Source organism: Chitinispirillales bacterium (genome assembly GCA_031254455.1).
Taxonomy (GTDB): Bacteria; Fibrobacterota; Chitinivibrionia; order Chitinivibrionales; family Chitinivibrionaceae; genus WRFX01.
Genome location: JAIRUI010000029.1, coordinates 1 through 16,042, shown reverse-complemented (window position 1 = coordinate 16,042; position 16,042 = coordinate 1). Strand labels below are relative to the sequence as shown.

At 39.6% G+C, this 16,042-nt stretch carries 16 protein-coding genes; 13 read left to right on the top strand and 3 right to left on the bottom strand.

Going from position 1 to position 16,042, the window contains the following annotated elements:
* Positions 1-2,002, bottom strand: a 2,002-nt coding sequence (locus LBH98_01915) for an InlB B-repeat-containing protein (GenBank protein ID MDR0303513.1), incomplete at its 3' end; no start/stop codon positions are given.
* 551 nt (positions 2,003-2,553) lie between these two features.
* Between LBH98_01915 and LBH98_01910 the strand changes: the two genes are divergently transcribed.
* From LBH98_01910 to LBH98_01850, 13 genes are all read left to right on the top strand, one after another.
* Positions 2,554-2,823 (top strand): KilA-N domain-containing protein, encoded by a 270-nt coding sequence (locus tag LBH98_01910; protein MDR0303512.1) that lies wholly within the window; start codon positions 2,554-2,556, stop codon positions 2,821-2,823.
* 291 nt (positions 2,824-3,114) lie between these two features.
* On the top strand, positions 3,115-3,351 hold the full coding sequence (locus LBH98_01905) for a hypothetical protein (protein ID MDR0303511.1): 237 nt from the start codon (positions 3,115-3,117) through the stop codon (positions 3,349-3,351).
* On the top strand, positions 3,335-4,435 hold the full coding sequence (locus LBH98_01900) for a hypothetical protein (GenBank protein ID MDR0303510.1): 1,101 nt from the start codon (positions 3,335-3,337) through the stop codon (positions 4,433-4,435). Before LBH98_01905 ends, LBH98_01900 begins: the two co-directional genes overlap by 17 nt.
* Before the next feature lie 133 nt (positions 4,436-4,568).
* Positions 4,569-5,432: a formyltetrahydrofolate deformylase gene (gene purU / locus LBH98_01895; GenBank protein MDR0303509.1), complete on the top strand. Its 864-nt coding sequence runs from the start codon at positions 4,569-4,571 to the stop codon at positions 5,430-5,432.
* A gap of 11 nt (positions 5,433-5,443) precedes the next feature.
* Positions 5,444-5,803 carry a phosphomannose isomerase type II C-terminal cupin domain gene (locus LBH98_01890; protein ID MDR0303508.1) on the top strand — a complete coding sequence of 120 codons (360 nt, stop codon included), beginning with the start codon at positions 5,444-5,446 and terminating at the stop codon, positions 5,801-5,803.
* Positions 5,804-5,928: 125 nt separating this feature from the next.
* A complete protein-coding gene (gene typA / locus LBH98_01885) occupies positions 5,929-7,728 on the top strand; it encodes a translational GTPase TypA (protein ID MDR0303507.1) in 1,800 nt (599 codons plus the stop codon).
* Between the two features lie 9 nt (positions 7,729-7,737).
* On the top strand, positions 7,738-9,909 hold the full coding sequence (locus LBH98_01880) for an AAA family ATPase (GenBank protein ID MDR0303506.1): 2,172 nt from the start codon (positions 7,738-7,740) through the stop codon (positions 9,907-9,909).
* A gap of 78 nt (positions 9,910-9,987) precedes the next feature.
* Complete coding sequence (gene rsxC / locus LBH98_01875) at positions 9,988-11,331, top strand: electron transport complex subunit RsxC (protein ID MDR0303505.1); 1,344 nt, start codon at positions 9,988-9,990, stop codon at positions 11,329-11,331.
* Positions 11,332-12,399: an RnfABCDGE type electron transport complex subunit D gene (locus LBH98_01870; GenBank protein ID MDR0303504.1), complete on the top strand. Its 1,068-nt coding sequence runs from the start codon at positions 11,332-11,334 to the stop codon at positions 12,397-12,399.
* Complete coding sequence (locus LBH98_01865) at positions 12,396-13,097, top strand: FMN-binding protein (protein ID MDR0303503.1); 702 nt, start codon at positions 12,396-12,398, stop codon at positions 13,095-13,097. The genes LBH98_01870 and LBH98_01865 overlap by 4 nt, the downstream gene beginning before the upstream one ends.
* Before the next feature lie 4 nt (positions 13,098-13,101).
* Entirely contained in the window at positions 13,102-13,704 is a 603-nt protein-coding gene (locus LBH98_01860) for an electron transport complex subunit E (protein ID MDR0303502.1), read from the top strand.
* Positions 13,697-14,314: an RnfABCDGE type electron transport complex subunit A gene (locus LBH98_01855; protein ID MDR0303501.1), complete on the top strand. Its 618-nt coding sequence runs from the start codon at positions 13,697-13,699 to the stop codon at positions 14,312-14,314. The genes LBH98_01860 and LBH98_01855 overlap by 8 nt, the downstream gene beginning before the upstream one ends.
* On the top strand, positions 14,315-15,352 hold the full coding sequence (locus LBH98_01850) for an RnfABCDGE type electron transport complex subunit B (GenBank protein MDR0303500.1): 1,038 nt from the start codon (positions 14,315-14,317) through the stop codon (positions 15,350-15,352).
* Positions 15,353-15,360: 8 nt separating this feature from the next.
* Here the strand turns inward: LBH98_01850 and LBH98_01845 are convergent, their stop codons facing one another.
* Positions 15,361-15,783 carry an EamA family transporter gene (locus tag LBH98_01845; protein MDR0303499.1) on the bottom strand — a complete coding sequence of 141 codons (423 nt, stop codon included), beginning with the start codon at positions 15,781-15,783 and terminating at the stop codon, positions 15,361-15,363.
* A gap of 159 nt (positions 15,784-15,942) precedes the next feature.
* The coding region (locus tag LBH98_01840) for an IS5/IS1182 family transposase (GenBank protein MDR0303498.1) at positions 15,943-16,042 on the bottom strand (100 nt) is incomplete at its 5' end.

Here is a 16,042-nt window from a genome sequence, read left to right as displayed (position 1 = left end):
TTTGCGCTATAATATCGCTTACCTTTACGGCGACGTTATATTCACCGTTTTGAAGTAGTTCGTTCACCGCTATTGCACCGCCGTCTCTTAGCGAACGCGAAGACTGCCCGCTTTCTCTTAGGGTAATCTCAAATCCAGGTTCTCCGCTTGTAAATGAATTTGTCTCATTGTCTGTTTCATTTGTTGTCGTATCCGTTGCAAAACCGTCATAACCGATTATCTTTCTTAAGGAATCAAGAATATCACTTGCGGTAATTCCCGCTTTTTTGTTTACCGAAACTTCATCGGCAAAACCGCCGTCTTTTTTCAATGCTACGTTAAGCGGTTTCTTTACTATTTTGTAATCAACGCTGCTGTTGACAAGTTTGTAATTACCGTCGTCGGATTCAGGTTTTATCATAATAAAAGGCGCAAGGCTATCTTTATATACACCGACTTGAGACTGCGCATTTATTATACGAAGATTATTCATCGGAATCTCGTCAGGCTCAAGACGAAAAGTCGGATGTTGCACCATCTTATTGTACACAAATTCCCGTTCCTCTCCCCAAATTACGCTAATATATTTGGGATTTATTGTGTATGACGTCCTATTATTAATACTCGAAATATTAATATTATTGTTGGGAGACGCCAATACTAATTCCGCGTAGTTACGCCCGACGTTTATGCTTTCAAAGTCTGATTTCACCGTAACAAACTTTCGGTATTCTTCGGCAATTACCGGAGTCGGCAATTGTTCTTTACCGTTATAAATAAAAGATGTGCTATCCCATCCGCTTACTTCTATATTCAGTTTATTAATTGTGAACTCTATATTCTTTACACCGACGCGTTGCCCGCGCTCACCTTTACCGATAACTATTACACTTACCGCTTCATCTCTCGAATTTGTGTAGTCTGTGTTTACATCATATTCTACATTAAAATCGGTATATTCGTATAAGGTTATCCACTTGTCCGACTCGGAATTATAAAATTCTATACTGTCAAGTATTTGCGGTTCACCGTTATAAATATAGTGCCTGTTTACAAACTTTCTAATTGCGTCGCCGAGATGTGTGTCATACCAATCGGCGTAAAGTGTAATATCCTGTTCTACGGTATTACTTTCAAAGTTCCATTGTTTAGTGCAGGCTTCGTCGGTGAACCAGCCGCGAAATGAGTGATACTCTTTTGTCGGAGCGGCAGGTTCGGTAATCTTCTCAAAACTCAATATGTCTATGAGTGGGGCTACCGCTGAGCCGTTCTCGCCAGTGTCAAATGTTATTGTGTTCTTTCGTCGTTGAGGTTCGAAATTATAAACTGTGTATTTTGTTGTGTTCAAACCTTTTATGTCGTTTTCACTGGCGAATAAATTCCTTTCTACAAACACTTTTGTCAGTGCTTTATTATTGAGTAAGTTAAGTTCGGTCAGTTGATTGTCGCTACTATAAAATTCTTCAAGTTTGGTATTTTTCGACAAATCAATTGCGGTAATTCTGTTTTCTGCAATATGTAAAAACCAGAGTTCTGTATTGTTGGATACATCCAGAGTTGTCAATTGATTGTTCGGAACTCCTAACTCCAGTAACTTAGTGTTTTTTGATACGTCAAGTTCGGTCAGTTGATTATAGTGACAATAAAAATGTATCAATTTAGTATTATTTGATACGTCAAGTTCTGTCAGTTGATTTACTTCACAATAGAAAGAAAGCAATTCAGTATTTTTAGATACGTCAAGTTCTGTTAATTGGTTGTATGCGCAATGCAAAATTTTAAGTCCTGTAAAATATTCTATTCCGGAAAGGGATTTTATATCTTTATAATTCACATTAAAATCTATAATCCCGCTTACATCACTGTCGTATATAATACCCGACGACCTTCCAATCGCCTTATACACCTCCGTCCTAAAGTTCGGGTCGGTGAATTTGGCGGTGATGTCTGTCGCCGCCGATACAATCTGTGCGGCAATCGCTATTGTCGCTGTTACTTTCAAAAATCTGTTTTTGTTTTGCATAGAACACTCCTTGTTTAATTTTTCTTTTTTGTATCTTCTGTCTCTGGTTTGCTTCGTCGTTTCACTCCTCGCAATGACAGTGGGTACTTGTTTCGTCATTGCGAACGAATAGAAGCAATCCAGCCGTTCTTCCAAATCGCATTGTCGCAGCACGGATACTGGATATTAGCCGAATCAAAAACATTATGAATTAAAATGAGAGTAGAACTTATATGCAAAAAACAAAAAGGCTGCTCTGCCGAAATTCATATTTTCGCCAAAAAATCACGAATACACCTATCGTTTTTTGAATAGTAACAAGGTAGGCAGGGCAGAACAACCTAATAAAGGAGTGCCGCTTACGTTGTTACAAGAGCAATGATAACGAAAAGTAAGGATAAAATCCCCACTACTCGTGATTTTTTGGCAGAAACAAAATAATTTATTGTTATTAATAAATACGAGAAAAATAAAAGAATTAAAAATAAAGGGAAAACAAAACCGCAAACATATAACCGAATTTCACCTTTTTTGTTTGCAACAAAAGGTATTTTTTTGAAAAAGAATAATAAATGGCAAAAAACGAAAAAATAAGCGTACAAGGAACGGAGATAACGGTAGTATCTGAAAAGAGCGGCGATTATATTTCACTGACAGACATAGCAAGATATAAAAATACTGAAAAACCTAACGTAGTTGTTGCTAATTGGCTTCATAATCATAATACTATTGAATATCTTGGAACTTGGGAACAGTTAAACAATCCTAATTTCAAACCCCTCGAAATAAAAAAGTTTATACGTTTTTCTTCCACTCAATTCCGTCAATCGCTTTATCGGTAATCTTGTAACCTCTCGCCGAAACGCCTTTTATAGAATAATCCGGAATTTTACTGTGTTACAACTTCCATAATGTCTGCAATTCATAACTCACCTCACAAAAAAACAATACAAATATAATAAAAGGTATAATCAAAGGTATAATCAATTAGCAAGCCCTCTTTTTAAGATTGAATAGACTCTATAGATAAGAAATTTTTTACTTTCTCGTTTTGCGGCGTATAGTATTTTACTATATACCAGTATGACGGCATTTTAACTATTTATGTTTTTACGATAATGAAAGGATAAAAAATGAAAAAGAGAAACATTTCGGCTGTTTACGATAATGATCTGCCACGCTTAATTGAAAAATTAGGTCTTAAAAGGACAATGGAATCAGGAAACTTAAAGTGTAAGTTTACCGGTACTACTATCGTCTTTGAAAATATATATTCCATTTTCCCCGAATCCGGAGATGTTAAATTAGTTTGTAACACGCCAAAGGCTATAAAACTATTTACCGAGTATGTTAATGAACACAAAATTTAGTTTTTTTGAAAACATTAACCTAAACGTAAATTTTGATGTTTCTTTTTGGATTATGTTGCCTACAGCCTGCTTCATGGGACTTTTCGGACTTTTTATTTATTACTTAAAAAATCCTGAAAAGTTCGAGAAATTAGTAGCATTGATTACTTTTTTTCTAAAAAAAATAAACGAAAAATTTGATAAAACGCATGTAAAATATGACTTGCAAGGAAAAATTAACGATTACCTGAAACAAGTTTCTCGAAAGATAAAACATTTAAATGTTGAAAAAATAACTATTGATTGGCTGGATGTTGATAATCAAACTCGTGAAAGTTATTTAATAAACGGGCAGTTGATTTTAAGGCTGCATAAAAGCGAAAACCAAAATCAAAATATTGTTAATGCGTCAATGGCGTTTATCGGATATGCTTTTTTGAAAAAGGCCAAATCTTATGTAGCAAAATACCAAAAAGAATCACTTGATTTGTATGCTTGCTACGACTTGTTGAAAAGCGAAAAGCCTGAAATCTTAGATTTGTTTGTTCAAGATTTTATGAAAGAAAAAATGGATAACGAAAAAGTGGCGGAACTTTTTGAGAAGCATAACGAAATTAATAAAGTAGGACTTTTTTATCCGGTTCTTGTGCAAGAATTGACTTTTCTTGGAGAAAAAGTTTTTGCTAAAAAACGTGATCAAAACAAAATATATGAAGAAGTACTAAATTTGATAGATTATCTTTACAACTATTCACAAAGAAAGATGAAAGACGAAATCATAAATGATTTTAACGGATATTATTGTAAGTTTGCCATTCGAATAATAGGAAAGAAGTTTAAAATAGAGACGGAAGGCGAATCTGTGTATATAAACAATTTATTGAAAATAAATTTTGAATATGAAACGCTATATTTAATAGGAAACGCTTCAAACAAGGATTTTATGAAATCGGTAGTAAACAAATGCAAAAGCAAACTCAGATGTTCGATTATTACGGAAAATTTATACAAGGCGACAATAAAAGATTCTGGCGGTAAAGATTTTAACGTAGATAATTATTTGGTGATATTAAGAAGTGACAGTATAGAAATATATCATAGGTGACATATCTCATAAGTCCCAAAAATTAGATCCGTTGTTCTTAACGCAAAGTATATAATTTCCAAATTTTTGCACTACAAAACTTGCGAAGCGATTGGAGTAATATTATTTTAACGATAAAAATCGGAGAAATTTAATGAAACAAAAAAATACCGCGGTGCTTTTGATGTCCTGCAACGACAAAGACGGAATCGTCGCAGACGTTACGGCGTTGCTTGCACGGCTTGGTGCAAACATAGTTTATCTTGATCAACACACCGACAGGCAAAACGGAAAATTTTTTATGCGGGTAGAGTGGGATTTGGAAAATTTCTCGGTGGAATTAGACGATTTTAAGACGATTTTTATACACGAATCCGCAAAAAAATTTAACATGTCGTGGGAACTTCATAGATCTTCGTCTCGACAGAAAATGGCGATTTTCGTTTCAAAATACGCACACTGTTTTTTTGATATTATTTCGCGATGGAAAATTAAAGAATTTGAAGTAGATATTCCGCTTGTAATAAGTAATCACGAAGATTTGCGCGAGGACTGTGAAAAATTTGGGATTCCTTATTTTTATATTCCGATAAGCAAAGAAAATTACGAAAAGCAAACACGAAGACAAATAGAAATTTTGCAAAAAAACGAGGTTGATTTCATAGTTTTAGCAAGGTATATGCAGATTATTTCGCCGGAAATGATCTGTGTTTACAAAAACCGCATAATTAACATTCACCATTCGTTTTTGCCCGGGTTTCCAGGCGCAAAACCTTATCGTCAGGCGTTTGAGCGCGGCGTTAAAATTATCGGCGCTACGGGGCACTACGTAACAGAAGAATTGGATGCGGGACCGATTATTGAGCAGGACGTTCAGCGTGTAAGCCATAAACATTCCGTCGAGGATCTTATCGCTACGGGACAGGATATTGAACGCCGGGTTTTATCAAGAGCGGTAAGCGCGCACATTCAGAGAAAAATACTAACGGACGAAAATCGTACTGTCGTGTTTTCGTGAAAGGATAAAAAATGAGCAATGAAAAAGAAGAGCGTCCTTGGGGCGATTACGAGGTTTTACAGGATACTCCCAGGTTTAAGGTGAAGCGGGTTTGTGTAAACCCCGGCAAAAGATTATCACTGCAAATGCACGGCAAAAGAGACGAACTTTGGACGATTGTAGGCGGCGAGGGTTTTGTTGACCTCGACCATCTCAAATTGAACGTCAGATACGGAGATACAATTGACATTCGCAGAGGACAGCAGCACAGAATTATGAATACGGGAACTCAACCCTTAATTTTTATCGAAGTGCAAACCGGCGATTATTTCGGCGAAGACGATATAGTGCGTTATCAGGACGATTACGGAAGAGGCATTGAAAATTTGTAAATTTGTAAATTTTAAACAGGTTTACAAATTTCGTGTAATTAAAGTATCAAAATGATACGTATTTATTGCAAGCCGTTGTGTAAATAAAGTATATTCGTCTTGATTTTTAAGCGAGAAAACAAAAAATGGAACAAAAATTCTTACGCAACGTCGCTATTATCGCTCACGTCGACCACGGTAAAACCACCCTTGTTGATAAACTATTTGAACAAAGCGGAATGTTCGGCGAGCGTGAAATCCGTACCGAGCGGCTTATGGATTCGATGGAAATTGAAAAAGAGCGCGGCATTACAATCGCTGCAAAAAACGGTACACTGCATTATCGCGACCATTGTATAAACATTATTGATACTCCCGGACACGCGGATTTCGGCGGACAGGTCGAGCGGGTTTTACGGATGGCGGACGGCGTGCTGCTTTTGGTGGATGCGCAGGAAGGTCCGATGCCGCAGACGTTTTTTGTTCTCAAAAAGGCGCTGAAATTCAGACTTCCTATCATTACGGTAATAAATAAAATAGATAAGCCGGCAGCAAGACCGGATTGGGTCGTCGATCAAGTTTTTGATTTATTCGTAAAACTCGACGCGCCAAACGAATTGCTCGACTTTCCCATCGTATATTCATCGGCGAAAAACGGATATTCAATGCTTGATTACAACGTTCAGGGAACGAGTATGCGTCCGCTTTTGGATATGATTATAGAAAGAATTCCTATGCCCGGCGGTTCAGCCGAGGAGCCTTTGCAAATGCTTGTGAGTTCACTTGATTATTCGCCGTTTTTAGGGCGGCTTGCCATCGGAAAAATAACTTCCGGAAGAATGAACATAAACGCTCCGATTGCAGTGATCGATAGAGACGGAAATTCAAAGCCGGCAAGAATTTCAAAAATTTATCGTTTTGTGAAAAACGAAAAAGTCCCGACACAAGAAGCGATATGCGGTGAAATTGTAGCGGTAGCCGGATTTGACGATATAACCGTCGGCGTAACTTATACCGACCCGCAAAACCCGTGCCCGCTGCCGCCGATGGAAATCGACCCGCCGACAATCTCTATGAATTTTATCCCAAACGACTCGCCTTTTGCCGGAAAAGAAGGTGAATTTGTGACTTCTCGGCACATAGGCGACAGGCTTAAAAGAGAGGTTTTATCCGACGTCGCGTTAAAAATTGAAGATTTAACCGATAGAGTCGGCTTCAAAGTTTCGGGAAGAGGCGAATTGCACTTGTCTATTTTGATTGAAACTATGAGGCGCGAAGGTTATGAATTGCAGGTAACTCGTCCGCAAGTGATTTATAAAGAAAGTGAAAAAGGACATAAACTTGAGCCATGGGAAGAACTGACGATAGACGTTGACCCGCAGTATCAGGGCGCTGTAATAAGTAAATTGGGCGAACGTAAAGGGCTTATGGTTTCTATGGAACCGACGGAAGGCAAAATGACGCGTCTTGTTTATCACATTCCTACACGCGGACTTTTGGGTTATAGAAGCGAATTTATGACCGATACTTGCGGAATGGGAATAATGAATTACATTTTCCATGATTACCTGCCGTTTGCGGGAGAGATTAAAAATCGTCATAACGGAGCGATGATAGTAAAAGAAAACAATTGCGTTTCTTTAGCATATCCGCTTGGGAATTTACAGGAGCGCGGAACTTTGTTTATCGGACCCGGCGTTGAGTGTTATATGGGAATGATTCTCGGTGAACATTGCCGTGAAAACGATATTATTGTAAATCCCGCCAAAGGCAAAAAACTTACGAATATGCGCGCTTCGGGAAGTGACGACGCTGTTATTTTAACTCCGCATAGGGTTATGGATTTGGAAGATTGTATCGACTGGATAAACGACGACGAAATTGTTGAAATAACACCTAAATCCATAAGAATGCGAAAGATGAACGGGTATGGAAATAATGTGTAGATTTTAATTATGGATCTGTTTGAAACGTCGTCTAAAAATTTGCTGAAAAGCCAATCGCCGCTCGCAGACAGAATGCGTCCGCGAACACTCTCGGAATACATCGGACAGAAAGCGATACTCGGCAAAGGACGCCTTTTACGCAGAGCGATAGAAGCAGACCGGCTTTCAAGTTTAATTTTTTACGGTCCGCCCGGTTGCGGAAAGACAACTCTTGCAAAAATAATAGCAAATACCACAAAATCTCACTTTATTACAATAAATGCGGTCTTAGCCGGAAAAGCGGACATTGTTCAAAGTATTCAAGAAGCGCAAAACGAATACAATTTGTATTCAAGACGTACAATACTTTTCGTTGACGAGGTGCATCGCTTCAACAAAGCGCAGCAGGATGCGCTTTTACCGCACGTAGAAAGCGGAACGCTAATTTTAATCGGCGCCACTACGGAAAATCCATATTTTGAGGTGAACAAAGCGCTTGTTTCGCGTTCCAGAATATTTCGGCTTGTTCCACTTGGCGACGACGATTTACGTCAAGTACTTTTTCAGGCGATGAACGACTGCGTTCGCGGATACGGAAATAAAAAAATCCGTATCGACGACGATGCGGTAATACATCTTTGCAGGACGGCAAACGGCGACGCGCGTTCGGTTTTGAACGCAATTGAATTGGCTGTAGAAACGACGCCTGAAAACGAAGACAAAAACATACACATAACGCTTGAAATCGCCCAAGAATCAATTCAAAAGCGCGCTGTTTTATACGACAAAGACGGCGATGCGCATTACGACATAATATCTGCGTTCATAAAATCCGTTCGCGGAAGCGACGCGGACGCCGCGTTGTTTTGGCTCGCCAAAATGGTATATGCCGGTGAAGATCCGAGATTTATTTTTCGCAGAATGATAATCCTTGCAAGCGAGGACGTGGGTCTTGCCGATCCGTTAGCGATTCAAGTCGTTATGAATTGCGCCGCCGCTTATGACTACGTGGGTATGCCGGAAGGAAGATACCATTTAACGCAAGCGTGTTTATATTTATCTACCGCACCGAAAAGCAACAGCGCAATGGCTTTTTTTGACGCTGTTAAATCAATAGAAGAGGAAGACAAAGCCGACGATATTCCAAACGCTCTTAGAGATTCCTCCCGCGACGGCGAAGATTTTGGACATGGAGACGGATATTTGTACCCACACGCCTACCGCGACCATTGGATAAATCAGCAGTATCTTCCTGACAATTTGCGCGGAAAAGTGTTCTATATGCCATCAAATCAGGGCTATGAAGCCAAAATCGCAGAAGAAGTACAACGACGCCGAGAGATTCAAATTGCTGCAAATTCGTTTGAGACCGAATGCGGAGTATTTGCACAATCTGACACGCTTCTGTTTGAGCGTACGTTGTCCGGCTTAGACAAATACGCAGAAAACGTACGCAGAGATTTTTTTGAAACAGCCAATATTAAGCCTGACGATCTTACGCTTGATATAAATTGCGGCTCAAACGGATTTTTCACATTGGAAGCGCTTCGATGTTCAAGCGCAGGCGGCGTTTGGGCGTATGCGCTTTCAAAAGAAGACGCGCAAAACTTTGAGAATTTTACTAAAAAACTTTCGTATTTTGCACAACCGATTATCCGCTTTGGTGAAATTTTACAAATCGGAGATAAAATAGACGCTAAATTCGATTGTATAATCGGACGCGGGGTTTTGGCGCTTATAGAAAAAGATTTTTTTGACGCGTTTACAGAACAGCTTCACACACTTCTTGAAAAAAACGGACGGATAGTATTTGCACAGTACGTTCCCGGAGACAGTACACTCTTGTCGGACTTTGTTTGCGAAAAAAATAAACAAACCGTTAAAACCGTGGAAAACGAAGTGTTTGAAAAAACTCTTTTGGGTAAGTTTTCTCCGGATTTGATTTCTCAAATTTTTACAAAAAACGATTTCAACGTAAACGTTGTTAAAAAGCAATATTGCGTTCGACGAAAAATTTCCGTTCAGGTCTTTGATAATTGGTTCAGAAATGACGAAAATTCTTTTGGAAACGTCCTTAAAAAGCGTTTTGGCGAAGACGACTGTCAAAAAATCAAAGAAGAATTGAAATTTTCTCTTGCTTCAAGAGAAACAGAATGGAAGCAAGCGAATTTCTTTTGGGAAATTAAAACGACAAAAGCGTAATTTTGTTGTTTTTTTTACCCTTTTTATTCGGCAAAAATTATATTCCTACGAAGTTTTTTTGAAAATCAGGGGTGGAAATTGTTTAATAAATGGACTTTCGAAGGCGGAATTCATATTCCATACAATAAAAGATTGACTCAATCTTTGCCTATCGAAAATTATCCGTTGCCGCAAAAGATTGTGGTGCCTGTTTTGATGCACATAGGCGCGCCTGCGAAAGTGGTTGTAAAAGTCGGCGACAATGTATCAAAAGGTCAGTGTGTCGCGGAAGCGGACGGATTTGTTTCATCTCCGGCGTTTTCTTCTATCAGCGGGATTGTCAGTTCAATCGGAATGTTTAAACATATTTCTGGAAAATTAGTGACAGGCGTTGAAATTACCGCTGACGGCAGAAATGACGAATTAAGGTTTGAACCGATAAAAAATTGGAGAGAACAATCCCCGTCAATTTTAATGAGAAGGATAGGCGACTGCGGAATCGTAGGAATGGGAGGAGCCGGATTTCCTACGCAAGTAAAATTATTGCCTCATCGTGATAAAAAGGTAAACGCTCTGATAATAAACGCTGCGGAATGTGAGCCGTATTTGACGACGGATCACAGATTAATGCTTGAAGAAACCGATAAAATCTTGAAAGGCGTTAAAATTTTACAAAAGATACTTAGCGTCAGATACGTTTTTATCTCCATAGAAAAAAACAAAACGGACGCCATTTATGTGATGAAAAAAAAAGCGACCACTAAAGAATATTATGGAATAAAAATAATTCCGCTTGAAACGAAGTATCCACAGGGCGGAGAAAAACAACTTATAAGCACTGTATTAAACCGAGAAGTCCCAAGCGGAAAACTCCCTATTGACGCAGCTTGTGTTGTGCTAAACGTTGCCTCTGCGGCGGCGGTTTGCGATGCCGTTTTAGAAGGTATCCCGCTTACCGAAAGAGTAATTACGGTTACGGGCAATGCAGTTAAAAGACCGGGGAATTATATTGTCCCTATAGGTACTTACGTTAAAGAAATTTTGGAATATTGCAGAACGGATTTCTCAAAAATCAAAAAGGTAATTGCAGGAGGACCCATGATGGGAAAATCGCTTCCCGATATCTGCGTTCCCGTAATGAAACAAACTTCCGGACTGCTTGTTTTGGATACAATTACTCCTTCTTATAGTAAAAACAACTGTATAAACTGCGGGAATTGCGTGAAAGCGTGCTCAATTCACCTTGTCCCGTCACTTTTGGCGAAATATTTCGAGAAAGACATGTACGAGGAAGCATTAAAACGAAATGTTATGGATTGTATGGAATGCGGATGTTGCTCGTATGTTTGTCCGGCGAAAATAAATATTTTACACAGAATTCGTACGTGCAAAAGTTATATAACTCAAAAAAGAGCGAAAGAGTCGTTAACGCAGGTTAAATAAATGGAAAACGAAAATTTACTTCATATTTCATTTTCGCCGCATATTCGCGGAACGCAAACTATTACAAAAATTATGCTTGATGTAATTATCGCTCTAATTCCGGCATTAATAGCGTCTGTTTTGATTTTCGGATTACGGGCGTTACTGATGACGCTTGCCGCCGTTGCGGCTGCAGTAACGACAGAACATATAATTTCGGTGTTTTTGCTAAAAAAGAAAACAACCGTTGGAGATTTGAGTGCGGTTGTTACGGGTATGCTTTTGGCGTTTAATCTTCCCGTTGCAATAAATCCGGCGATGACGATTCTGGGCGCTGTTTTTGCAATAGCCATAGTAAAATGCGCATTCGGCGGGCTCGGATTTAATTTTATGAATCCGGCGCTTGCAGGAAGAGCGTTTTTACTGGCGTCTTACCCTATGGCAATGACGGGGAGTATTTTCGCAAGAAGCGGATATTTGGGTAAGTTACCTGAAAATTTATCAGGAATAAACATTGACGCCATCAGCGGAGCAAGCGCGATTGACGGAATTTCTACGGCGACGCCGCTTGTCGCAATAAAAATTATTCAGGCGGTTAAAACTATTGAGTTGACAGATTTGCAAGATTCGTTTTATTCTTTGTTTATTGGAAATATCGGCGGAACAATCGGAGAAACGTCGGTATTGGCTTTACTTTTGGGCGGTATTTATTTAATATACAGAGGAATAATAAATCCGGTAGTGCCTGCACTTTATATAGGCGGAGTGTTTTTGCTTTATTTGATTTTCGGTCAAACAGACGTTTCATTTTTCAGCGGAACTGCATTTACAGTAGCAATGTTTCAAATACTTTCGGGCGGATTGTTTTTAGGTGCGTTTTTTATGGCGACAGATATGACGACTACGCCGATTACCGCCAAAGGTCAGGCGATTTTTGCGGCGGGATGTGCAATAATAACGTTTATAATAAGAGAATTCGGCGGATATCCGGAAGGTTGTTCGTACTCAATTCTGCTTATGAATTTGTTTACTCCGTTAATTGACAAATGTGTTAAACCAAGAGTTTACGGGACAGGCAGGAAGCGATGAAAAATTCTGTTCAAATAGTGTTTGTTTTGACTTTATTCGTTTTTGCGGCGACATTTGCGATAGTTTTCACATACAATAAAACTTTTGATAAGATAAACAAGCATACACAAATTGCGCAAGAATTTTCTCTAAAAAGCGTTTTGTCGCAAAATTCGACAGTTGTCGCCGACAGTGTTGACGGATTTGGAATATATTGGAAAGAATTCGCCCCCGGCAACAAAATCATAGGATTTGCGTTTATAGGAGCGGCGTACGGTTATTCAAGCGTGATAAACTTTTTTTGCGGTTTGGACTTAGACGGAAAAATCAAAGGACTTTCCATAATCAATCAAAACGAAACGCCGGGGCTCGGAACAAGAATCGTCGAAGTTGTCTCGGATGCTAAATTCCCGTTTGGGCTTTGGAAAAAACAGGAAAAAACATATCCTTGGTTTTGTGAACAGTACAAAGGAGTTTCAACGGTCGATAAAATTTCTTTGCACAAAAACGGCGAATGGCATACGCTTGATAACGCGGCGAAAGATAATTTACTTAAAAACAATCAAATAACGGTAATTACCGGTTCGACAATCACAACTACGGCGATAACAAACGAAATATCCGCAAGAGCAAAATTGCTTACATCTTTAGTTAAAATTACCGAAGAGGCTGAAATAAATACGAATCAGGAACACTCTGAAATAAAGTCGGAGGATTAAGTAAATGATTGACAAATTTTTGCAAGAACTCAAAAGAGGTGTTTTTACGGAAAACCCAATATTTGTTTTAGCGCTTGGACTTTGCCCTACGCTTGGAGTAAGTACTTCCGTCCAAAACGGAATCGGAATGGGAGTGGCGACTACAGCCGTACTTATATGTTCAAACTTAATTATTTCGCTTGTTAAAGGCATAATTCCCGATAGAGTGCGAATCCCATGTTTTATTGTAGTTATCGCGACGTTTGTTTCTGTTATACAGTTGTTAATAAAAGCCTATTTCCCGGAACTTGACGCCAGATTAGGAATATTTATTCCGCTTATTGTGGTGAATTGTATAATTTTTGCACGGGCGGAGTCGTTTGCGACAAAAAATAATGTCTCAAAATCTGCAATCGACGGATTGGTTATGGGTCTTGGCTACACTTTCGCCTTAGTTACTTTGAGCGCGATCCGTGAACTTTTGGGAGCGAACAAATTGCTTGGACTTTCCGTAATTCCGCAGTATTCGCCAATGGTTATATTTATTTTGGCGCCCGGCGGATTTTTCACCATAGCCCTGGTTTTGGCAATTATAAACAGCTTCAAACCCGGAGTGAAAAATGGGTGATAATTTGTTCGTAGTTTTTTTGCAAATTTCAATCGCTGCGATATTTATCCAAAATTTCGTCTTGTCGAGATTTTTAGGATTATGTCCGTTTTTCGGCGTGTCAAAAAAATTATCGACAGCGGTTGGGATGGGGCTTGCCGTTACGTTTGTAATGGTAGTTTCGACATTATTTACTTGGTCGTTCAACTTTTTTGTTTTGCAGCCGTACGATATAGAATACTTTCAAACAATCGCGTTTATTTTGATTATCGCGGCATTCGTCCAAATAACGGAAATGGCGATAAAAAGATATTCGCCTATGCTTTACGATTCATTAGGCGTGTTTTTACCGTTGATAACAACAAACTGCTCGATATTGGGAGTCGCCGTGATAAACATAGGGAATAACCAATACACCGGACTTCCGTTTACTTTTGCGGAGGCTATGGTAAATTCGTTTATGTCTGGAGTGGGATTTTCGTTGGCACTCGTGCTTATGGCCGGAATAAGAGAACGTCTAGAACTTGCTGACGTTCCGAAAGCGTTTGAAGGACTGCCTATAGCGTTTATTTCCGCAGGACTTATAGCGATCGCATTTTTGGGCTTTGCAGGAATGACGATAGGAGGATAAATGTTTGAGCCGGTTTTAATTTTTACTATGCTTGGACTTGTGCTTGGAATAATTATTGTTTTTGCCGACTGGAAATTTTACGTCGCCCCAAACGCGAAAGTAGAAAAAATTATTTCAATCCTTCCGAACGCAAACTGCGGAGCGTGCGGGTTTGCAGGCTGTACGGCTTTCGCGCAAGCGCTTTCGGACAAAGACAAAAAAGCAAAACTCAACGGCTGTGTTCCTGGCGGCGCCGATACCGCCGGCAAAATCGCTTCGATACTCGGCGATACGGACGGTGAAAATATCGTTGCCAAGACAGCAAAAATTCATTGCAAAGGCGGGATTGCCGAAGCGCGTGAAAGAGCGATCTACGACGGGATTCCCGATTGTCTCGCGGCGGTTTTGGTCGCCAACGGTTCAAAAGAATGCGAATACGGATGTTTAGGTTTCGGCAACTGCGTAAAAGCGTGCCCTTTCGGCGCAATTTCGGTCAATAAAAATGGAGTTGCGGTAATAAACGATGAAAAATGTACCGGATGCGGCGCGTGTCTTTCCGCCTGCCCTAGAAAACTTATAGAAACCTCTCCCGAAACGCAAAAAGTATTCGTCGCTTGCAGCAATCACGACAAAGGCTCAAAAGTGAAACAATACTGTTCGGTCGGTTGTACCGGTTGTTCAATATGCGCCAAATCGGTCGGCATTGCAAATTCGATAGTTATGGACAATTTTCTTCCAAAACTTGACTGTAATACGGGTGAAAATTTCATTGTTGCGTCTCGAAAATGCCCGTCGCACAGTTTCACCGATTTGGTAAAAGTCAGACCGACGGTTAATATCGACACGAAATGTACCGGGTGCGGAAATTGCACCGAGGCGTGTCCAATCAATGGCGCAATCGAAGGCGAGCGTGGAGAACGTCACAGCGTAAATAAAAATTTATGTATCGGTTGCGGTCGCTGTATCGCCTCATGCGAAGCGCACGCAATCGGAATTTGGGGGGCGCTGGCTTACAGCGAAAGGTATCGTCTCAGCAGAAACAGAGGGCAGATCTCATAAAATTCGCTTTACCCGTTTCCTATAATCAGAATAAAAGTTCCGGCAACTATAAGCAGTCCGCCTAATATCGTTTTTGGATCTGCGGTTTCTCCCAAAAACACAAAAGCCAAAACCATTGTGATTACGATACTAAGTTTGTCAATCGGAACAACTTTAGACGCGTCGCCGATTTGCAGAGCCTTGTAAAAAAACAGCCACGAAATACCTGTTGCAAGTCCGGAAAGCGCCAGAAATATCCAGCTCTTTTGCGTGATTTGTGCAATTTCACTGTGCTTTCCCGTGATAAAAACTATAAACCACGACATAAGCAAAACAATCACGGTACGAATAGCTACCGCGAGATTTGAATTTACCCCGCTTATTCCTATTTTTGCAAAAATAGCCACCACGGCGGCAAACACCGCAGCCAGCAAAGAATAAATCACCCACATATTTTTCCTGCTAATCGTGTCTTGTTATTATATTTTATCGGGAATTATATACAATCTTCGCCATCCTCTTAATTCCGCATTACAAGCCGATTAAGGCTTAAATTTTTAATAAATATACTATTCGCCATATACCAATATTTCATTAGACCTCTTGCGAAATCAATAATTATTTTCATAATTGCATATCCCCGCTATTAAATTAAACCTTAGTTTAAATCTTTTTCTTCTGTTTCTGTATTTTTCAGATATTACCTTAAAT